Consider the following 20,284-nt stretch of genomic DNA (forward strand, 5'->3'; position numbering starts at 1 on the left):
AAAAGCGGGGCTTTTTGTTGGAATGACACCCTCAATTTCGAAAAGCAAAAAAACCCCGACAATTCATGGCCTTAGGCCTGCGACAAAACCTGCAAGTTGCATGTAGAGAAACTCGAAGTCTTGCATTTTGCATGATTCCGAAAATCGACATTTTTACTAAGATACTGATTTATAACGATTTATTATCTGTCTCAAAGTTGGCACAGCGTTCGCAATATCTCTGGTAACCCTGCTGACAAGACACGCAGCAGACTTTCTAGAAAAACAGGAGTTACTCGTATGAAGAAGTTCGCTATCGCTGCCGCTACTGCTACCGCGCTGACCCTGACCATGGCCAACGCTGCATTTGCCCAGACCCAGGCGACCCAGGCTCCAATGGTCCTGGCTGCCGGTGAAGTGACCCAAGCCAAAGAAGCTACCTCCGACACTTGGATCACCACCAAAGTCAAAGCAGACCTGGTCACTGAAAAAGGCATTCCTGGTACCGACATCAAGGTTGAAACCAACAAAGGGGTTGTTTCCCTGTCGTCCACTACTGCCGTGACTGATTCCCAGAAAGACGTCGCAGTAGCGATCGCCAAGAAGATCAAAGGCGTCAAAGCGGTCTCCGCTGACGGCCTGAAAGCCGAGTAAGGCAAGACTTCTCGCCTGGACTGGGAGAAGGCGCGGCAGACGGGCTGAGCAATACGCCTGCCGTCTCTGGAGAGTTCATGCGAAAGGCCACAAGGATGTGGCCATTACAGGCCTCTGACATTCGTGTCGGGGGCCTGTTCTATTGTGGGCGCCGCAAAACCAATGTGGGAGTGAGCCTGCTCGCGATGAGGGCATAACATTCAACATCTTTGTTGACTGTTACACCGCTATCGCGAGCAGGCTCACTCCCACATTGAAATGTGCCCACATAAGATTTAAGTGGGTTCAGTTACCGCGTTTGCTGGTGATCTGTTTCAGCCGGTTACCTTCAAACCGCAGGTATTGATACATCCCGCCATTGGGCCCGTAGGTCCATTCCTCGACCTGAAACTCTTCTCGCCGGTTGGCACTGCGCTTGTAGCCCAACAGATCGCGGCTGACCGGTTCACCGCATTTCTGCAGCACTTCGCTGGACCGGTCGCCAACGCTGACCAATTGACTGCCGCAGCGCAGGGTATCGGCCGCCGAGGCCTGACTGGCCGCGAGTGCCAGGGTCAGGCTTATCAGCAATCGTCTGATCATCACTCGGCATCCAGGTGCATCGGTGTTACCACCCGACCGTCACTTTGCGCCTCGCCCAGTTGGGCGTCGATGAAGTAGATGCGGTCGTCGGCCATCTGCGCCTTGTCCACCAGGTAGTCCTTGATGCTGCTGGCGCGTTCCTGGCCGAGCTGGCGCAGCAGCACATCGCTGGAACTCCAGAATTTGATCACGTCTGCGCGCATTTTTGCGGTGCGTTCTTCCTTGCCCAGGTCCTTCCATTCAGCGGGTGGCTGGTTCTTCAGGCGCGTGCGGTAGATCCCTTCCAGCAGCGGACCTTTCTCGCCGTCCGGCACTTGCAGCAATGACGCCTGGGCCGGAACCTTGTCACCGCGCCGCTGGAGCATTTTGTAGTAGTTGTACTGGTATTCGCGTTCAAGCCGTTGCTCGGCAATCAGCGGGCCGTCGCTGCTGGCGGCCACCGTGCCTTCGATTTCCAGGCGCAGGGCCGGACGTTCCTTGAGGGCCTGGGACAGTTTGACCAACGAACCCTCGGCGTCTTTGCTCAGCTCGCTTGAACCCGGTGCAAACGAGACGGTGCCCAAATCTTGCGAACTACCGCCACTGACCAGCCCGCCAATCATTTTGAACGGGGCGGCAGCGGCCTTGACGATCAGGTTGCGCAGGGTCTGCCAGACAATGGGCATGACGCTGAACTGCGGGTTGTTCAAGTCGCCGGTCACTGGCAGCTCGATGGAAATCTTGCCGTCGACGTCCTTGAGCAAGGCGATCGCCAGTTTCAGCGGCAGGCTTACCGCGTCCGGGCTGTCGACTTTTTCACCCAGTTGCAGTTGCTCGACCACCACTTTGTTTTCGGCCTTGAGCTGGCCCTTGGTGATGATGTAATGCAGGTCGAGATTGAGTCGGCCCTTGCGGATGCGGTAACCGGCGAACTTGCCGGAGTAGGGCGTCAGCGTGGTCAATTCCACGCGTTTGAAACTGGTGGCGATGTCGAGGCTGGCCATCGGGTCGAACGGGTTGACCGAACCCTTGATGGTCACTGGCGCGTAGCGGTCGACCTTGCCTTTGATGTCGACAGTGGCCGGTTTCGCCTGGCGGCTGTCGATGGTGCCGATCTGCCCGTTGAGCTGTTGCGCGGCCGTGGCGAAGTTCGGGGTCAGGCTGAAGTCGGCGAAATTCGCCGAACCGTCATTGATGGCAATGCCGCCAACGTGGATGCCCAGCGGTTTTTCCTTGCTGGCGGGTTTGGCCGCCGCCGTCGTCTTGGTGCCAGAGTCGGCCGGTTGCGGGATCAGCAGGTCATCGATGTTGGTGGTGCGGTCATCGTTGATCATGAAGCGCACGTAAGGCTGGAACAGGTTGACCTTGTCGATCGACAGGCTGTCGCCGTGTTGATAGTTCAGGCCTTCGAGCACCAATTGCTGCCACTTGAGAAAGTCACGGGTCTTGAGGGTGTCGAGGGTATGCAACTGATCAACCTGCGCTTTACCGGTGACGCTGAACGCCAATGGCTCGGTGCTTTTCAGATCGACCGCCAGATCACTGCCGAGCATGCCGCTACGCAGTTCCAGGCGAATGAACGGGCTGATGTAGGACTGGGCGACACGCAGGTCGATGTCCTTGGTCTGCACGTTCAATTTGGCGCTGACCGGTGCCAGATTGACCACGCCGTCCGCCATGAGCTTGCCCTGTTTGCCCACACCGGTATCGAGTTTGAGGTTGAAAGGCGAGCCGTTGAGGCTGTCGAAATTCTGCAGATCGAGGTTCAGCGGGCCAATGTCCAACGCGACGGCGGGTTGCGCTTTGCGATCGGCCAGATGCACCTGGTAATCGCGCAGTTGCACATCTTTGAGCAACACTTGCCAAGGTTTACTTGGCGGCACAGGTTCAGCTTTCGGTGAGTCGGCGGCTGCCGGTGTGCTGGTCGGTTCGGCATCAGCCTTCACGGCTGCCTTGGACGGTTGGCTGGCGAACAGCTTTTGCCAGTCGAGTTGCCCATCGGCTTCGAGGGCGGCCCAGGTTTCGAGTTTCTGGCTGCGGATCTTGCCGACCACCACTTGCTGCTTGGCCAGATCCACGGTGGTTTCACTGACGTCCAGGCGCGCAAGCTTCGCCAGCGGTCGCCCGTCCGGTGCCTTGATATTGAACGGGGCAATGCTGAGGGCGACGTTGCTCAGCAGCAGTTCGGTTTCTTTGGACAGGTTCAGTTTGTAATCGGTGCTCAGGTTCAGCTTGCCGTTTTCCAGGTCCAGCGGCACCGAGTCACGCACGTACGGCCACCAGACTTTCATGTTGGCATCGGTGACTTTCAACTTACCTTCAGAGGCGATCGGGATCAGGCTGAAATTGCCGGTCCAGTCGATCTGCCCGCCCGACGGGCCGACCGCCACCAGGGTCATGTCGGCGTTATCTTCCGGCAGCGTGCTGAGGTTCTTCAGCTCGAAGTCGAGTTTGTCGTAGAGAAATTCGATGGGCTCGCTGGGCCGTGCGTCCTGGAAGTGCACATAGCCGTCAGCCAGTTTGATCCGCTCGATGCGTAACGGAAACGGCTTGGCGTCCGGGTCGGCCGGGGTCGGTTCACTGGGGGGGATCTTGAACAGGCCAAGCAGGTTGAGTTTGCCGTCCTTGCCAAACAGGATTTCGGTCTTGGGTTTGTCGATTTCGATATCGGACAGGTGCAGTGCCTTGGTCCACAGGCTGTCGATCTGCAAGTTGGCGTACAGGCGTTCAAAGCCGACCTGTTCTTTACCCGGCTCGCCGATGATCAGGCCCCAGAGGGTCACTTCCAGGCTGAATGGGTTGAGTTCAATCCGCGAAATCGTGGCGGGCATCGTGGCGTAATTGGCCAATTGCTGGTTGGCGACCCGCAACGCGATGCCCGGCAAAATCAGAAACCCCAGCAGGCTGTAAAGGGCCAGAGCAGTCAACAATGCGCCAATAGCGCGAATCAATCCTTTGGGCATGTGTGGCTTCATCTGTCTGAATCGGAGTGCGTTGGAGTATGGCACGCGTTTCCGGTTCCGAAGTGATCGCACTGTTCTGCTTTTTCAGAAAACAGCACCGGAAATTTCCTGCGTGATCAGAGTTGCAGAATCAACGTTTTCAGCGGCGGCTGTTGATCCATCGACGGGAAATCGCCGCCCGGTTTCATCACGGTCCACTCACGCACCGGACGCCCGGCCTTCTCCGCGCAACGCAAAACCTGTTCGCGCCAATCGTCCATGCTGACCTTTGCCAGGTTGTTGCAGCAGATCAGCACGCCGTTGTCGGCGGTGGTCAGCAGCGCGGGTTTGAGCAGGCTCTGGTAGTCGCGCAGCAGGTCGACCGTGCCAAACGCGCTCTTGGCCCAGGCCGGCGGATCGAGCAGCACCAGGTCGTACTGACGCTGTTCAAGGCGTGGGTAACTCGGCAGTTTCTGCCCGCGCCGCTGACTGATCGGCAGCCCCGCCAGTTGGCGGATGGCCGGGAAGTAGTCGGACTGGATGAATTCCATGGCTGGCAACTGCGGGTTGAGCAGGCCGTTTTCACGGCCGACCGCCAGATTGCCCTCGGCGAAATCCAGGTTGCACACCTCGCTTGCCCCGCCGGCTGCAGCACTCAGGCCGACACCACAGGTGTAGGCGAACAGGTTGAGCACGCTTTTGTTTTTGCTGTGTTCCTTGACCCAGCCGCGCGTGTTACGCAGGTCGAGGAACAGCAGCGGATCCTGACCGGCGTGACGCCCGCGAACCCTGTAGTTAAGGCCCCATTCGTGGCCAACCAGATCCTGCAGGGCCGCCTCGTCGGCGCGGTAAACGGTGTCTTCGCGATCGATGCGCGAGTTGCCCCGGGAGCGGTCGTTATAGACCAGCAGAGTTTCGAGGCCCAGGTGTTGATTGATGGTTTCGTGCAGTTGCAACAGCGCGTCACGCTCCAGCGACTGGTGGAAGCTTTGCACCAGCAGTTGCGGGCCGTAGCGGTCAATGGTCAGGCCACCGGCGCCTTCCTGGCTGCCGTGGAACAGGCGATAGCAATCGGTACCTTGCTGATGCAGCTCGGCGAGCAGGTCCTGGCGATGATCGAGGGCGGCGCGCAGCGCCTGATTCAAGGAAGACATGCTGGGCGCCTTGCAGGAGGGAATTTGGCGCGGGAGTTTAACAGCATTGCACCTGATCCCGAGCCCCTGATCGTTCCCACGCTCTGCGTGGGAATGCCTCAAATGGACGCTCCGCGTCCGCTATTGGGACGCAGAGCGTCCCGGGCTGCATTCCCACGCGGAGCGTGGGAACGATCAAAAGCGTCAGGTCAACAACCCCATCCGCCGCCTGGCCCGCTGTACCGAGCCATTACGCATTGCCCAGCGCAGCATTGGCGCACTGCGCTTGACGCTGGCGCGGATCAGTTGGCGTTGCAACGGGTTCTGATTGACGCCGAGCATGTCACTGGCCCAGTCCGGGAGCAGATCGATCCCGGCCTGCATCATCAAGCCGCCAAACGGTTTGGCCAAGCGACTGGGGGCGGGCGCATTCAACAGCAGTCGCAGCACCTCGCGACTGCGTTGGTCGCACAACAATTGCGGGCGGATTCGTTCAAGGTAATCAGCGATTTCCTTGCGGCTGCGCGGCACATCGCGGGCGCCCAAGCGTTCGGCAACCCGTGCGATTTCGCCGTAGTAACGGTCCTGATCAATCAATGAAAGGTGCGGATTGCGATAACGCAGATGCGCGGCGAGGAAGTTGCTGACCTCGGCCACGTGCACCCACGTCAGCAAGTCGGGATCGCTGGCGGCGTAAGGCCGGCCGTCTGGTGCAATGCCGACCACTTGCAGGTGAATGGTGCGAACCTTCTCGATCAGCCAGTCGGCGTCCTTGCTCGAACCGAACGTCGTCCCGGAGATGAACTGACTGGTGCGGCGCAACCGGCCGATCATGTCTTCGCGAAAATTCGAGTGATCCCAAACCCCGGCCAGGGCCAGTGGATGTAGAGCTTGCAGCATCAGCGCGCTAATGCCGCCGATGAGCATGCTGCTGAAATCACCATGGACTTGCCAACTCACCGAATCGGGACCGAACAGGCCGGGATCGCCCTTGGGATTTTCCAGGTCGAGCTTGCCCAATGACAGACCGGTCAGGCTCATGAGCTGGCTTTCGATGCGGGTACGGATGAATTCCATGGCAACTCAGTGGCGAAAATAAAACGCGGCCATTACTGGCCGCGCGGGGCTTATTGGTTCAGGCGTTTGTCGACCAACTCCTGGACGACACTCGGGTCGGCCAGGGTGGAAGTATCCCCCAGACTGTCCAGTTCGTTGCAGGCGATCTTGCGCAGAATACGCCGCATGATCTTGCCCGAACGGGTTTTTGGCAAGGCCGGGGCCCACTGGATCAAGTCCGGTTTGGCGAAGCTGCCGATTTCCTTGCTGACGTGGGCCAGCAGTTCTTTCTTCAGTTCGTCATTGGGCTCGGTGCCGTTCATGGGCGTGACGAAGGCGTAGATGCCTTGGCCCTTGAGGTCGTGGGGATAACCGACCACCGCCGCTTCGGCAATGCTGTCGTGCAACACCAGTGCGCTTTCTACTTCCGCAGTACCGATGCGGTGCCCGGAGACGTTGATCACGTCGTCAATGCGACCTGTGATCCAGTAATCGCCATCCTCGTCGCGCCGCGCGCCGTCACCGGTGAAGTAGTAGCCGGGGTAGGGCTTGAAGTAGGTGTCGACCATGCGTTGCGGGTCGCCATAGACGCTGCGGATCTGCGCCGGCCAGCTGGATTTGATCGCCAGCACACCACTGCCGGCGCCTGTTATTTCCTTGCCCGTTTCATCCAACAACACCGGTTGCACGCCGAACATCGGTTGTGTAGCGCAGCCGGGTTTGATCCGTTGAGCGCTGACCAGCGGGCTGAGCATGATGCCGCCGGTTTCGGTCTGCCACCAAGTATCGACGATCGGGCAACGCTGCTCGCCGACGACGTTGAAGTACCAGTCCCACGCTTCCGGGTTGATCGGCTCACCGACACTGCCGAGTAATCTGAGGCTCTGGCGAGACGTTTCCTTCAACGGTTCCGGGCCTTCACGCATCAGCGAGCGCAGCGCAGTCGGGGCGGTGTAGAAGATGTTGACGTGGTGTTTGTCGATCACCTGCCAGAAGCGCGAACTGCTCGGGTAGCTCGGCACGCCTTCGAAGATCAGCGTGGTCGCACCGTTGGCCAGCGGGCCATAGACGATGTAACTGTGGCCGGTGACCCAGCCGACGTCGGCGGTGCACCAGAAAACTTCGCCATCGCGGTAGTCGAGTACGTACTTGAAGGTCATCGCCGCTTGCAGCAGATAGCCGCCGGTGGAGTGCAGCACGCCTTTGGGTTTGCCGGTGCTGCCGGAGGTGTAGAGGATGAACAGCGGGTCTTCGGCGTCCATGGGTTCTGGCGGGCAATCGTCGCTGACGTCGCGCAGCGCCTGGTGATACCAGAGGTCGCGACCTTCAACCCAGTCCACTTCGCCCTGGGTGCGCTCGACGACGATGACGGTGCTGACGTTCGGGCAACTTTTCAGCGCCTCGTCGACTTTTTGTTTGAGCGGCACAAATTTTCCGCCACGCACACCTTCGTCGGCGGTGATTACCGTGCGGCAGTCGGCGTCGAGAATCCGGTCGCGCACAGAGTCTGGCGAGAAGCCACCGAACACCACCGAATGCACCGCGCCAATCCGCGTGCAGGCGAGCATGGCGTAGGCGGCTTCGGGAATCATCGGCATGTAGATGCACACGCGGTCGCCCTTTTTCACGCCACGGCTTTTGAGCACGTTGGCCAGGCAACAGACGTTGTGATGAAGTTTTTTGTAGGTGATCTGCGCGGATTCGGCGGGGTCGTCGCCTTCCCAGAGGATTGCGATCTGATCGCCGCGTGTTTCCAGGTGACGGTCGATGCAGTTGTAACTGACGTTCAGTTTGCCGCCGGCAAACCAGCTGGCCTCGCCGGTTTTCAGGTTATAGCGCTGGACGGTTTCCCATGGCGTGCTCCAGTCGAGAAAGCGGGAGGCCTGCTCGGCCCAGAAGGTGCTGGGATGGTCGATGGATTGGCGGTAGAGGCGGTGGTAGTCGTCTTGACTCAATTGTGCAGCCCGGCGGACGGCATCGGCTTTGGGGAACGTGCTGATATCGAACATGACGGTTCCTTATTCTTGTTTTGCGACAAGTAATAAAGATGCGCCGAGTAGCGAAAGGGTTCAAGACCCGAGGACAAACACCACCCTGTAGGAGCGAACGGTGCGGCGATCCGACTTGCTCGCGAAGAAGGCGACTCGGTGTATCAGGTACACCGAGTTATCGTTCTTCGCGAGCAAGTCGGATCGCCGCACCGTTCGCTCCTACAGGGATGGCGTTAGCCGCGGTGACGGCCGCGGAAGTAGTTGATCAGGCCTTGGGTGGAGGCATCGTCAGCCGGGGTTTCTTCGCTGCCGACCAGGCGGTTGTAGACGCCTTTGCCCAGTTCTTTACCCAGCTCCACGCCCCACTGGTCGAAGGCGTTGATGCCCCAGACCACGCTTTGCACGAAGACTTTGTGTTCGTACATCGCCACCAGCGCACCGAGACGACGCGGGCTGATGCGCTCGACCACCAAGGTGTTGCTCGGACGGTTGCCCGGGATTACCTTGTGCGGCGCGAGTTTATGCACCTCTTCTTCGCTCATGCCTTTGTCACGCAGCTCGGTTTCGGCTTCGGCAAGGGTTTTACCAAGCATCAGTGCCTGGCTTTGCGACAGGCAGTTGGCGTACAGCCACTGGTGGTGGTCGGAGACCGGGTTGAAGCTGACAATCGGCACGATGAAGTCGGCCGGAATCAGTTGGGTGCCCTGGTGCAGCAACTGGTGATACGCGTGCTGACCGTTGCAACCCACGCCGCCCCAGATCACCGGACCCGTTTCGGTGGCCACTGGTGTGCCGTCCTGACGCACGCTCTTGCCGTTGGATTCCATGTCCAGCTGTTGCAAGTGCTTGGTGATGTTGCGCAGGTAGTGGTCGTACGGCAGGATCGCGTGGCTTTGCGCGCCCCAGAAGTTGCCGTACCAGACGCCGAGCAAGGCCAGCAGCACCGGCATGTTCTGGTCGAATGGCGCGCTCTGGAAGTGCTGGTCCATGGTGTAGGCACCGGACAGCAGTTCCTTGAAGTTCGACATGCCGATGGCCAGGGCGATTGGCAAGCCGATGGCCGACCACAGCGAATACCGACCGCCAACCCAGTCCCACATCGGGAAGATGTTTTCTTCACGGATACCGAACGCCACGGCCGCCGCGTTGTTGCTGGACACGGCGATGAAGTGACGATACAGCTCGGCTTCCGAACCACCCTGGGCCAGGTACCAGGCGCGAGCGGCCTGAGCATTTTTCAGGGTTTCGAGGGTATTGAAGGATTTCGACGAAACAATGAACAGCGTGGTTTCAGCGCGCAGCTTCATGGTCAGTTCGTGGAACTCACTGCCGTCGATGTTCGCCAGGTAATGGCAACGCACGCCTTTTTGGGCGTAGGACAGCAGCGCTTCAGACACCAGCTCCGGGCCGAGAAACGAGCCACCGATGCCGATGTTCACCACGTCAGTGATCGGCTTCTCGGTGTAACCGCGCCACAAGCCGTCGTGGATGCGGCCAACGAGGTCGGTGATCTGGTTCAGCACTTTGTGCACTTCAGGCATCACGTTGACGCCATTGACCGACAGCTTGTCGCCTACCGGGCGGCGCAGAGCGGTGTGCAGGGCCGGACGACCTTCAGATGCGTTGACGATTTCGCCTTCGAACAGCGACTTGATCGCGCCCTTGAGGTCGACTTCGTTGGCCAGGCCCACCAGCAGATTGCGGGTCTCGGCGTTGATCAGGTTCTTCGAGTAATCGAGAAACAGGCCGCAGCTGCTGAGGGTGAATTGAGTAAAGCGCTGCGGATCGGCATTGAAGGCTTCGCGCATGCTGAAATCCTGCATGGCTTGGCGGTGGTCATTCAGCGCTTGCCAGGCGGGCAGAGCGGTAACGTCTTTAGGAGTGCGGTAGTACGCCATCGCTGCGGGTTTCCTTTTTACTTGAACGGCTTTTTTGAACACTGAAAATCCCGGCGCACCGTGGGCAGGCGTCCGGTCAACTGCGTCGACACGATTTCAATGACACAGGGCGAATACAGTAAACCTCGCGCTGCGATCTGTCTTGACTTTGTCTAACACGTTCCCGGTACTTTTTTATACACAAAGCAGGGAACGTTTCGACAAACGGGAGGGGCGACGGTTCGATCAGGCGACCTGAACCGGGATGGCATTGCTGGTGTGGCTCAGTTCATTGCCCGGCGCCATGTAGAGCATGCGCGGCTTGAAGTTGAGCAGCTCGGCTTCGCTGTAATGCGCGTAAGCGCAGATGATCACGCGATCACCGACCTTGGCTTTGTGCGCGGCAGCGCCGTTGACCGAAATCATGCGCGAGCCTTCTTCACCACGAATCGCGTAGGTGGTAAAGCGTTCGCCATTGTCGACGTTATAAATCTGGATCTGTTCGTATTCACGGATGCCGGACAAATCCAGCCATTCGCCGTCTATGGCGCAAGAACCTTCGTAATCGAGTACTGCGTGAGTGACTTCGGCGCGATGCAGCTTGGCTTTAAGCATGATGGCGTGCATGAGTGTTTTCCCAGGTAGGAATCGAACGGCGGGCAGTTTGCCCGAAGGCATAAAGGGCAGCAATAAGGGGGCGAAGCCACGCAGTACCCTGTAGGAGCGAAGCTTGCTCGCGAACGCGTCGTATCAGTCGATGCAAATGTTGAATGTGACTGCCTCTTCGCGAGCAAGCTTCGCTCCTACAGTTATCTGGCGGTGCTTAGGCGGTGGTGTCGAGGCTCAGGTGCAGGTTGTCGATCAACCGCGTGGTGCCCAGGAACGCCGCTACCAGAATCACCAGATCCCGATCCTCCGGGGTCGCCGGGCGCAAGGTTTGCGCATGACGAATCTCCAGGTAATCGGTGCGCAAACCCGCCGCTTCGAGCTGCTTGAACTGTGCGTCGATCAGCGCCGGGAAATCTCGCTCTCCCTGTTTGATCGCCTCGGCCATCTGGCTCAGGACGCGATACACCACTGGCGCAACGGCCCGTTGCTCTTCACTGAGGAAACCATTGCGCGACGACAGCGCCAGGCCATCGGCCGCACGCACGGTCGGTTCGCCAATGATCTGGACCGGCATGTTCAAGTCATGGACCAGGGATTTGATCACCGCCAGTTGCTGGAAGTCTTTCTGGCCGAAGATCGCCAGGTCAGGCTGGACCATGTTGAACAGCTTGCTGACCACCGTCGCCACCCCTTCGAAATGCCCGGGACGGCTGGCGCCGCACAGGCCTTCGGAGAGTTGCGGGACGCTGACGCGGGTCTGGCCGGTCATGCCGTCGGGGTACATTTCTTCAACGGCTGGCGCGAACAGCAAGTGGCAGCCGGCCTCGAGCAGTTTCTCCTGGTCAGCGGCCAGGGTGCGCGGGTATTTGTCGAGGTCTTCGCCAGCGCCGAATTGCAGCGGGTTGACGAAAATGCTCGCGACCACGAAATCCACCCGTTGGGTCGCTTTGGTAATCAGCGCGATATGGCCGCTGTGCAGGTTGCCCATGGTCGGCACGAAGCCGATGCGCTTGCCTTCGTTGCGGGCACGGGCCACGGCGGCCCGCAGTTCGCGTACGGTTTTTACGGTGTTCATGCAGAGAATCCGTGTTCGATCCCAGGGAAGGTTACTGCTTTGACTTCTGTGACGTAGGCGCTGAGTGCAGCTTGAATGCTGGTTTGGCCGTTCATGAAGTTCTTTACGAATTTTGGCACGCGGCCGGTAATGGACAGACCGAGCATGTCGTGCAGAACCAGGACCTGGCCATCGGTGTCACTGCCGGCGCCGATGCCGATCACCGGAATACCCACTGCCTGGGTGATTTCCTGGGCCAGTTCGCTCGGTACGCACTCGAGCAGCAACATGGAGGCACCGGCCTGTTCCAGGGCGATGGCGTCGGCACGCATCTGTCGTGCCTGGTTCTCGCTGCGGCCCTGGACTTTGTAGCCCCCGAGAATGTTCACCGATTGCGGCGTCAGCCCCATGTGCGCGCACACCGGGACGCCACGTTCGGCCAGCAGACGGATCGAGTCCGCGAGCCACAATGCCCCTTCAACCTTGACCATGTGTGCACCGGCCTGCATCAACAGGGCGCTGTTGGTCATGGCTTGTTCGGTGGTGGCGTAGGCCATGAACGGCAGGTCGGCGAGGATCAGCGCATCGGCGTTGCCGCGTTTGACGGCTGCCACGTGGTAAGCCATTTCGGCGGTGGTCACCGGCAGGGTGCTGTCGTGACCTTGCAAAACCATGCCGAGGGAGTCGCCCACTAGCAGCACTTCGACGCCAGCCTCATTGCAGGCGTGGGCGAAGGTCGCGTCATAGCAGGTCAGCATGGTGATTTTTTCACCTTTTTGCTTGAGACCTTGCAGAGTAGTCAGGGTGATGGCTGGCATGAAAAAGTTCCTCATTCAGGCGCTGTGGAAACTACTGCGAGTAACGCGCGTGATTCTTCGTTAAATACAGGCGTACGGTCTGTTGTCGTGCTTTTAAGGCCTGGATTGCGCCCTTCAATGCCGTGTTGGCGGCAGCGGGACGCCTATAGTCGTGAGGAGAACTCGGGAAGTCAATTGCATGTGTTACCGCATTGTTACGCGTGGGGTGTTACCGGGGTAACTGATGCGTTTCAGCAGTCGGGATCTGGCTATGCACTATTTTTGTAGGAGCGAAGCTTGCTCGCGAAAGCGGTGTGACAGTCGACATAAATATTGGATGTCAGTGCGCTTTCGCGAGCAAGCTTCGCGCCTACAGGGGAATGGTGGCGTTCAGGGGAGGCGTTCCAGGCCGACGAACGGGCAGGCGACGAGTAACTCCTTCAGGCTGCGGCCATCAGGTAGGCGCAAACCCGCAGGCGCCAGTTCAGCCAGCGGATACAGAACGAAGGCCCGCTCCTGCATGTGGTAGTGAGGCACCTTGAGGCGCGGTTCGTCGATCAGCCGATCGCCAAACAGCACGATATCGAGGTCCAGCGTGCGTGGGCCCCAGCGCTCAAGACGCTCGCGGCCTTGTTCGTTCTCGATGGCTTGCAGCGCATCAAGCAGGTCCAGCGGCGCGAGCGTGCTGTCGAGGGCGGCGACCGCGTTGGTGTAACGCGGTTGGCCGGGCAGGAGTGAGTCGCTTTGATAAAACCCGGACACCCCGACCAGTTCGGTCTGCGGCAACTGCGCCAGCGCCTCGACGGCGCTGCGCAATTGTTCGGCGGGGTCAGCCAGATTGCTGCCCATGCCGATGTAGATGCGTTCCATGGATTACTCGCCCGTGGCACTCGGTGCGCCAGCCGCACGTTTGCGCTTGGCGCCACCGCTGCGGCGACGTTTGCGTGGAGCGCCGGTGCCTTCATCCTTGCCGCTGAGGTCGCGGATCATGTCGCGACGTTCACTGTCGTTGGCGTCCTGATAGTCGGTCCACCATTCGCCCAGGCCATCGGTCTGCTCGCCGGCGCTTTCACGCAGCAGCAGGAAGTCGTAACCGGCGCGGAACCGCGGGTTGTCCAGCAACAGGTCCGCACGCTTGCCGCTGCGGCGCGGAAGACGCTCCTGCATGTCCCAGATCTCGCGGATCGGCATGGTGAAACGTTTCGGAATCGCAATCCGCTGGCACTGTTCGGCAATCAGCTCGTGAGCCGCTTCCTGCATCGCCGGAATCGGCGGCATGCCCCGTTCTTGCAGACGCAGTACGCGGGCCGGCAGGGCAGGCCACAGCAAGGCTGCGAACAGGAATGCCGGGGTCACCGGTTTGTTCTGTTTGATGCGCAGGTCGGTGTTGGTCAGCGCTTCGCTGATCAAGGTGTGGGTGTACGTCGGGTTGTATTCCAGCGCCTCGGCACTGGCCGGGAACAGCGGGTCGAACAACTGCAGGTCGACCAGCATCTCGAAGGTGTCCGCGGCATGGCCGGAGAGGAACAGCTTGAGCACTTCTTCGAACAGACGGGCTGAAGGAATCTCGCGCAGCATCGGCGCCAGGTCGCGGATTGGCGCGGCACTGTGCTTTTCGATGCCGAAATTCAGCTTGGCGGCGAAGCGCACGGCTCGCAGCATCCGTACCGGGTCTTCCTGGTAGCGTTGCTTCGGATCGCCGATCAGGCGGATCAGGTGATTGCGGATGTCGTGTACGCCGTTGGCGTAATCGAGGATGCGTTCGCTGACCGGATCGTAATACAAGGCGTTGATGGTGAAGTCGCGGCGTTGCGCGTCTTCTTCCAGCGTGCCGTAGACGTTGTCGCGCAGGATGCGCCCGCTCTCGTTACGGGAAGACTGGTTGGTATCTTCTTCCTCGTCGTTTTGCGGGTGATTGGCGCGGAAGGTCGCGACTTCGATGATTTCGCGGCCAAAGTGGATATGCACCAGTTTGAAGCGGCGACCGATGATCCGCGCGTTGCGGAATTCGGCTCGAACCTGTTCAGGCGTGGCGCTGGTCGCGACGTCGAAATCTTTCGGCGTGATGCCGAGGAGCATGTCACGCACGCAGCCGCCAACCAGGTAGGCCTGGTAACCAGCGTTCTGCAGGCGTTCGACGATGTTCACCGCATAACGGCTGAATTGGGCCTTTTGCAGCGAGTGTTGGCCGCTGTTTAGCACTTCAGGCGTACTGCGAATGTGTTGCGTATGACGCTTGGGAGAACGGAATGACTGGAACAACTTCTTCAGCATGGGATGCACTGTTTGAAGGAATGTTCGGCCATAACGAAGAATGACCGCATGATGGGCGGGGATTCTAGCATTTAGTCAGGGGATGGTGTAGGAAGCTGCGCAAGCGCTTGAAGGGCATATCTGGAAAGCGCGGTCCCTGTAGCACCTGCTACAAGGCTCAAACGCCAGAAACTACAAGGGGAGCCGAAGCTCCCCAAGAAAGTAGTTGCATGCTCTATTTTTATTTTTTTGATTCGGGCTTTTTGTTTTTGTTAAGTGCCCTCGCCATGAAGTTTTTCCTTCATGACCCTCCCAATCGGGAGCCAAGAGCAAACGGATTGCTTTGGTCGCTGTGCTGCAGTGATCTTGCGATCCAACCAGTTCAGGCACTGTCTTATGACAGTTTTTTATTATTCTCGGCCTGGTCGTGGGGCAAGCCCCAAATACAACGCCTCTCCAAAAGAATCAGTTAGCTGCGCCTCTCGCCGTCTTGTTTTTATTGTGCGTGAGTCGATTCGTCTTATTTTTATTGTCTTGTGCATTGCTTGTTATTGTTCTTGTACTGAACATATAGCAGGGTGCGTGCCAACTTTTGTGAGGCCTAGCAAAACAAGGGGTTAGGCCGGTTGATGAGGTTTTCAGAGGCCAAAAAAACCGGGGCTTCGTTACCGTAAGCCCCGGCTTCTGTTACGTGAAATAGGTGAGGTAACAGTTTTTTCACAAAGTCACGTGTTACCCACACATCAGACAAGCGCGGCTCAGCTCTCGCTGGCCACCCCGGTCTTGCGCCGCGGAATACCCAAGCGCTGACGACGTTCCCACAGGCATTTGCGACTCACCCCAAGTTTGCGGGCCAGTTCGGTTTCCGTCATGTGGTCCTGATGCTCAAGTACGAAGTGCTGGAAGTAGTCTTCCAGCGACAGGTCTTCGGTCGGCTCATGGCTGTTATTGCTGGCGTTGTTGCCCTGTTGCGGGGGCAGGCCGATGAAGTCGTCGTCTAGATCGCTCAGTTCGATGTCGATCCCGAGCAGCTCGGCGGAAATCTCCGGGCTCTCGCACAGGATGACTGCGCGCTCTACCGCGTTTTCCAGTTCGCGCACGTTACCCGGCCAGGAGTAATGACGAATCGCCTGTTCGGCATCCGCAGCGAACTTCAGGTCGGTGCGGTTGACCCGCGCGCTCTGTCGCGCCAGGAAGGCATTGGCGATTTCATTGACGTCTGCACCGCGCTCACGCAGGGCCGGCAGTTTCAGGGCGATCACGTGGAGGCGGTAATACAAGTCTTCACGGAACTGGCCGATCTTCGCCAGGCTCTTGAGGTCCCGGTGGGTCGCGGCGATCAGGCGCACATCGACTTTCTGTGACTGGACCGAACCCACCCGGCGAATTTCACCTTCCTGCAACACGCGCAGCAAACGGGCCTGGGCTTCCAGCGGCAGTTCGCCGATTTCGTCGAGGAACAAGGTGCCGCCATCCGCCGCTTCCACCAGACCGGCACGCCCGGCGCTGGCGCCGGTGAATGCGCCTTTTTCGTGGCCGAACAATTCGGACTCGATCAGGCTTTCCGGAATGGCTGCGCAGTTCACCGAAATCATCGGCGCCTTGGCGCGTTTGGAGAGGTTGTGCAGGGCGCGGGCCACCAGTTCTTTGCCGGTACCGGATTCGCCCTGGATCAGGACATTGGAATCGGTCGGCGCGACTTTGCGGATCTTGCTGTACAGGTCCTGCATCGGCGGACATGAGCCGATGATGCCGATTTCGCCGTTGCTGTTATCGACACCCGCTTTCGCCGCGCCATTGCCGGCTTTGCCGGTGACCGGCTCGCCGCTGGCTGGCAGCGATTGGCGGTCACGCAGGATACGGGCGACAGCCTGGAGCATTTCGTCGTGGTCGAAAGGCTTGGCGATGTAATCCACCGCGCCCATCTTCATCGAGTCGACGGCCGAACGCAGGCTGGCGTAGCTGGTCATGATCAGCACCGGAGTGCCCTGGCCGAGCTTGATCAACTCGGTGCCCGGAGCGCCCGGCAGACGCAAGTCGCTGACGATCAGGTCGAACGTGGGAATAGTGAAGCGTTCTTGTGCTTCCTGCACTGAACCGGCTTCGCTGACCTGGTACTGGTTACGTTCCAGCAGGCGGCGCAAGGCGGAGCGGATAATTGTTTCGTCTTCGACGATCAAAATGTGCGGCATTGATTCGATACTCTCGACGGTCTCAGTTCACAGCGGACGTCGCTTCGACATGACGCGGCAAGGTCACCCGGATACGGGTGCCGCGTTGGCTTTGTACATCAGCCGGGCTGTCGATGGTGATTTGTCCATAATGCTCTTCAACGATGGAATAGACCAGTGCAAGGCCCAGACCGGTGCCTTCGCCAGGATCCTTGGTGGTGAAGAAAGGTTCGAACAATCTGTCCATGATGTTCTTCGGAATTCCGCTGCCTTCGTCTTCCACGATCAAGTCGACCGTGTGTTCGCCGGCTTCGCTTTTGACCCGCACCGCACTGCCGGGAGGCGAGGCGTCACGGGCGTTTGAGAGCAAGTTGATCAAAACCTGGGCGAGGCGCTGCGGATCGCCTTCGACCCAGTGATCGGGGTCACACAGATTATAGAACTGCACTTCGAAATTGCGTCGGTTCAGGGCCAGCAAACCGATGGCATCCTGAGCCACTTCGGCCAGACAGACGGGCTCGTCGCTGTGCTGATGACTGCCGGCGTGAGCGAAACTCATCAGCGACTGAACGATGCGTGACACGCGCTTGGTCTGCTCAAGGATCTGCCCGCTGATTTCCTTCAGCTCGCCATCGTCTTCACGCTCTTCGCGCAGGTTCTGCGCCAGGCACGCGATGCCGGTGATCGGGTTGCCGATTTCATGGGCCACGCCGGCGGCGAGTCGGCCGATGCTGGCCAGGCGCTCGGAGTGCACCAGTTTGTCTTCGAGCATCTGGGTTTCAGTCAGGTCTTCCACCAGCAATACCAGGCCGCTATTGCCCGGCGCGAGCGGTTCATCGATCGCCGCTTTGTGCAGGTTCAGCCAGCGGGTCTGGCCATCAAGGGCCAGGTGCTGTTTGTGCAAATGCTCGTCCGGCAGATTGATGAAGCCTTGCAGCAGTTCTTTCCAGGGATCGGCGATGGTGCTCAGGCGCGAGCCGACCACGCGCTGCGCGGCAATCCCGGTGAGCTCCTCCATGGCTTTGTTCCACATGAGGATTTCCTGGTCCTTGGCCAGCGAGCAAACGCCCATCGGCAATTCCTGCAAGGTCTGGCGGTGATAACGGCGCAGGGCATCGAGTTCGGCGGCAAGGCCGGTGAGGCGCGAGTGGTAGTCCTCGAGACGACTTTCAATGAAGTGGATGTCTTCGGTGACGTAGTTTTCGCCGCCGGCCTTATACGGCAGGAAGGTCTCGACCATGTCCTGCGCCACGCTTGGCCCCATCAGGCCGGAAAGGTTGGCTTCGATCCGGTCACGCAAACGGCGCAAGGCATAAGGCCGGCGCTCGTCGAACGGCAGGTAGAGATCGCGCAGGGCTTGCTCGACTTCTTTCTGTGCGGCCTTGGCTCCCAAGGGTTTTGCAAGCTGCGTAGCGAATTCCTGGGGTGAGGCGGCGTGCAATTCCCGGCGTTGCGGCCGACGCACATTGTCCACGGCGCAGGCTTCGGCGGCGCTGGCCTCTTCGGGGCTGGCGTTGGTGAACAGCGAGATCAGGGTAAACATCAGCACGTTGGCGGCCAGGGACGCGATCGCGGCCATGTGCCAACTGGTGTCGTCCAGCACGTAGATCATGTTCAACAGTGGAATGTAGAAACCCTGCAGATTGCCGACCAGCGGCAACAGCATGGTCACCAGCCACACCAGAATTCCCGCCAGCAAACCGGCGATGAAACCGCGACGGTTGGCGGTCGGCCAATACAGGACCGACAGGACGCCCGGCAGAAATTGCAGCGTGGCAACGAACGCGACAATGCCAAGGTTGGCCAGATCCTGTTCGGCGCCCAGTAACAGGTAGAAACCGTAACCGGCCATGATGATCGCAACGATCAGCGCCCGGCGGGTCCACTTCAGCCAGCGATAGATGTTGCCTTCGGCCGGTGGTTGATAGAGCGGCAGCACCAAATGGTTCAGCGCCATCCCGGACAGCGCCAGGGTGGTGACGATGATCAGGCCGCTGGCCGCCGACAATCCGCCGATATAGGCCAATAGCGCCAGGGCCTTGCTGTTGGCGGCGATGCCGATGCCGAGCGTGAAGTATTCAGGGTTGGTGGTGGCGCCAAGTTTCAGTCCTGCCCAGAGAATCAGCGGCACCGCCAGGCTCATCAGCAGCAGGAACAACGGCAAGCCCCAGCTCGCACTGACCAGCGAACGCGGGTTGAGGTTTTCGGTAAAGGTCATGTGGTACATGTGCGGCATCACGATCGCCGAGGCGAAGAATACCAGCAGCAGCGTACGCCACGGACCTTCCTGCAATGGCGTGTGCAATGCGGCGAGGGCGGTCTGGTTTTGCAGCAGCCACAGTTCCAACTGTTGCGGACCGTCGAACACGCCATAAAGGGCATAGAGGCCGACGCCGCCAATGGCGATCAGCTTGATCACCGACTCGAAGGCAATCGCGAACACCAGGCCTTCATGTTTCTCGCGGGTGGCGATGTGGCGCGACCCGAAGAAAATCGTGAACAGGGTAATCAGTGCGCAAAAGCTCAGGGCCACGCGATGTTGCACCGGCTCGCGGGTCAGGATGCCGATGGAGTCGGCCACCGCCTGAATCTGCAACGCCAGCAATGGCAGCACGCCGATCAGCATGAAAATAGTGGTCAGCGCCCCGGCCCATGTACTGCGGAAACGGAAGGCGAACAGGTCGGCAAGGGACGACAACTGATACGTGCGGGTGATTTTCAGGATCGGGTACAGCAACACCGGCGCCAGCAAAAACGCCCCGGAGACCCCGAGGTAACTGGACAGGAAACCGTAGCCGTACTGATAGGCCAGGCCCACCGTGCCGTAAAACGCCCAGGCACTGGCATAAACTCCCAGCGACAGGGTGTAGGTCAGCGGGTGGCGAATGATCGCCCGGGGGATCATGCCCCGTTCGCTGATCCAGGCGACGCCGAACAGCACCGCCAGGTACGCGGCGCTGATCAGGATCATCTGGGTCAGGCTAAAGCTCATCGGCATCTTTTTGGCTCTGCAGGATGAAGGTCACGACGATCAGAATCAGCCAGAGCAGATAAGGGCGATACCAGGCGCCAGTGGCGTCGATCCACCAGTCCATGATGGCCGGGGAGAACAGATAAATCCCCACTACCAGGAGCAGGACCAAGCGATAGATGTACATCCCGGCCTCTCTTTTTTATACGCGTGCCCGAAAACGTGCGGCGATGGTA

At 59.4% G+C, this 20,284-nt stretch carries 15 protein-coding genes; 1 reads left to right on the top strand and 14 read right to left on the bottom strand.

What is annotated here, in order from left to right:
- Positions 1–279 precede the first annotated feature (279 nt).
- Positions 280–633, top strand: a complete 354-nt coding sequence (locus EYC95_RS19235) for a BON domain-containing protein (RefSeq protein ID WP_131061767.1) — start codon at positions 280–282, stop codon at positions 631–633.
- A 285-nt stretch (positions 634–918) separates the two neighbouring features.
- Here EYC95_RS19235 and EYC95_RS19245 read toward each other — a convergent pair whose 3' ends face one another.
- The 14 genes from EYC95_RS19245 to EYC95_RS19315 form a co-directional block, all read right to left on the bottom strand.
- The gene (locus tag EYC95_RS19245; protein WP_131061769.1) at positions 919–1,215 is read right to left on the bottom strand and encodes a DUF2845 domain-containing protein; all 297 of its coding nucleotides are present in this window, start codon (positions 1,213–1,215) and stop codon (positions 919–921) included.
- Positions 1,215–4,157 carry a DUF748 domain-containing protein gene (locus tag EYC95_RS19250; RefSeq protein WP_131061770.1) on the bottom strand — a complete coding sequence of 981 codons (2,943 nt, stop codon included), beginning with the start codon at positions 4,155–4,157 and terminating at the stop codon, positions 1,215–1,217. Before EYC95_RS19250 ends, EYC95_RS19245 begins: the two co-directional genes overlap by 1 nt.
- 116 nt (positions 4,158–4,273) lie before the next feature.
- A complete protein-coding gene (locus EYC95_RS19255; protein ID WP_131061771.1) occupies positions 4,274–5,290 on the bottom strand; it encodes a class I SAM-dependent rRNA methyltransferase in 1,017 nt (338 codons plus the stop codon).
- A 183-nt stretch (positions 5,291–5,473) separates the two neighbouring features.
- Entirely contained in the window at positions 5,474–6,346 is an 873-nt protein-coding gene (locus EYC95_RS19260; protein WP_131061772.1) for an oxygenase MpaB family protein, read from the bottom strand.
- A gap of 50 nt (positions 6,347–6,396) precedes the next feature.
- On the bottom strand, positions 6,397–8,334 hold the full coding sequence (gene acs / locus EYC95_RS19265; RefSeq protein ID WP_131061773.1) for an acetate--CoA ligase: 1,938 nt from the start codon (positions 8,332–8,334) through the stop codon (positions 6,397–6,399).
- A 215-nt stretch (positions 8,335–8,549) separates the two neighbouring features.
- Positions 8,550–10,214, bottom strand: coding sequence for a glucose-6-phosphate isomerase (gene pgi / locus EYC95_RS19270; protein ID WP_131061774.1), 1,665 nt, complete (start codon positions 10,212–10,214; stop codon positions 8,550–8,552).
- 225 nt (positions 10,215–10,439) lie between these two features.
- Positions 10,440–10,820, bottom strand: a complete 381-nt coding sequence (panD, locus tag EYC95_RS19275; RefSeq protein ID WP_003228271.1) for an aspartate 1-decarboxylase — start codon at positions 10,818–10,820, stop codon at positions 10,440–10,442.
- A 196-nt stretch (positions 10,821–11,016) separates the two neighbouring features.
- Positions 11,017–11,877 carry a pantoate--beta-alanine ligase gene (gene panC / locus EYC95_RS19280; protein ID WP_131061775.1) on the bottom strand — a complete coding sequence of 287 codons (861 nt, stop codon included), beginning with the start codon at positions 11,875–11,877 and terminating at the stop codon, positions 11,017–11,019.
- Complete coding sequence (panB, locus tag EYC95_RS19285; RefSeq protein ID WP_131061776.1) at positions 11,874–12,674, bottom strand: 3-methyl-2-oxobutanoate hydroxymethyltransferase; 801 nt, start codon at positions 12,672–12,674, stop codon at positions 11,874–11,876. Before panB ends, panC begins: the two co-directional genes overlap by 4 nt.
- Positions 12,675–13,043: 369 nt before the next feature.
- Positions 13,044–13,523 (bottom strand): 2-amino-4-hydroxy-6-hydroxymethyldihydropteridine diphosphokinase, encoded by a 480-nt coding sequence (gene folK, locus EYC95_RS19295; RefSeq protein WP_131061777.1) that lies wholly within the window; start codon positions 13,521–13,523, stop codon positions 13,044–13,046.
- Positions 13,524–13,526: 3 nt separating this feature from the next.
- Complete coding sequence (locus EYC95_RS19300; RefSeq protein WP_131061778.1) at positions 13,527–14,927, bottom strand: polynucleotide adenylyltransferase PcnB; 1,401 nt, start codon at positions 14,925–14,927, stop codon at positions 13,527–13,529.
- Positions 14,928–15,664: 737 nt separating this feature from the next.
- Positions 15,665–17,098 carry a sigma-54 dependent transcriptional regulator gene (locus tag EYC95_RS19305; RefSeq protein ID WP_131061779.1) on the bottom strand — a complete coding sequence of 478 codons (1,434 nt, stop codon included), beginning with the start codon at positions 17,096–17,098 and terminating at the stop codon, positions 15,665–15,667.
- Between the two features lie 22 nt (positions 17,099–17,120).
- Positions 17,121–20,075, bottom strand: a complete 2,955-nt coding sequence (locus tag EYC95_RS19310) for a sensor histidine kinase (protein WP_162556248.1) — start codon at positions 20,073–20,075, stop codon at positions 17,121–17,123.
- Entirely contained in the window at positions 20,059–20,235 is a 177-nt protein-coding gene (locus EYC95_RS19315; protein ID WP_003176118.1) for a hypothetical protein, read from the bottom strand. The genes EYC95_RS19310 and EYC95_RS19315 overlap by 17 nt, the downstream gene beginning before the upstream one ends.
- Positions 20,236–20,284 lie beyond the last annotated feature (49 nt).

Origin of the sequence: Pseudomonas sp. BGI-2 (assembly GCF_004310295.1) — a bacterium.
In the GTDB taxonomy this organism is placed as follows: domain Bacteria; phylum Pseudomonadota; class Gammaproteobacteria; order Pseudomonadales; family Pseudomonadaceae; genus Aquipseudomonas.

Excerpts from the sequence above, each read along its gene's own strand:
- EYC95_RS19315 (WP_003176118.1), bottom strand. The coding sequence starts at position 20,235 with ATGTACATCTATCGCTTGGTCCTGCTCCTGGTAGTGGGGATTTATCTG.
- EYC95_RS19305 (WP_131061779.1), bottom strand. The coding sequence starts at position 17,098 with ATGCCGCACATTTTGATCGTCGAAGACGAAACAATTATCCGCTCCGCC.
- EYC95_RS19255 (WP_131061771.1), bottom strand. The coding sequence starts at position 5,290 with ATGTCTTCCTTGAATCAGGCGCTGCGCGCCGCCCTCGATCATCGCCAG.
- EYC95_RS19235 (WP_131061767.1), top strand. The coding sequence starts at position 280 with ATGAAGAAGTTCGCTATCGCTGCCGCTACTGCTACCGCGCTGACCCTG.
- pgi (WP_131061774.1), bottom strand. The coding sequence starts at position 10,214 with ATGGCGTACTACCGCACTCCTAAAGACGTTACCGCTCTGCCCGCCTGG.
- panD (WP_003228271.1), bottom strand. The coding sequence starts at position 10,820 with ATGCACGCCATCATGCTTAAAGCCAAGCTGCATCGCGCCGAAGTCACT.
- folK (WP_131061777.1), bottom strand. The coding sequence starts at position 13,523 with ATGGAACGCATCTACATCGGCATGGGCAGCAATCTGGCTGACCCCGCC.
- EYC95_RS19300 (WP_131061778.1), bottom strand. The coding sequence starts at position 14,927 with ATGCTGAAGAAGTTGTTCCAGTCATTCCGTTCTCCCAAGCGTCATACG.
- acs (WP_131061773.1), bottom strand. The coding sequence starts at position 8,334 with ATGTTCGATATCAGCACGTTCCCCAAAGCCGATGCCGTCCGCCGGGCT.
- EYC95_RS19245 (WP_131061769.1), bottom strand. The coding sequence starts at position 1,215 with ATGATCAGACGATTGCTGATAAGCCTGACCCTGGCACTCGCGGCCAGT.
- panC (WP_131061775.1), bottom strand. The coding sequence starts at position 11,877 with ATGAACACCGTAAAAACCGTACGCGAACTGCGGGCCGCCGTGGCCCGT.
- EYC95_RS19250 (WP_131061770.1), bottom strand. The coding sequence starts at position 4,157 with ATGCCCAAAGGATTGATTCGCGCTATTGGCGCATTGTTGACTGCTCTG.
- panB (WP_131061776.1), bottom strand. The coding sequence starts at position 12,674 with ATGCCAGCCATCACCCTGACTACTCTGCAAGGTCTCAAGCAAAAAGGT.
- EYC95_RS19310 (WP_162556248.1), bottom strand. The coding sequence starts at position 20,075 with ATGCCGATGAGCTTTAGCCTGACCCAGATGATCCTGATCAGCGCCGCG.
- EYC95_RS19260 (WP_131061772.1), bottom strand. The coding sequence starts at position 6,346 with ATGGAATTCATCCGTACCCGCATCGAAAGCCAGCTCATGAGCCTGACC.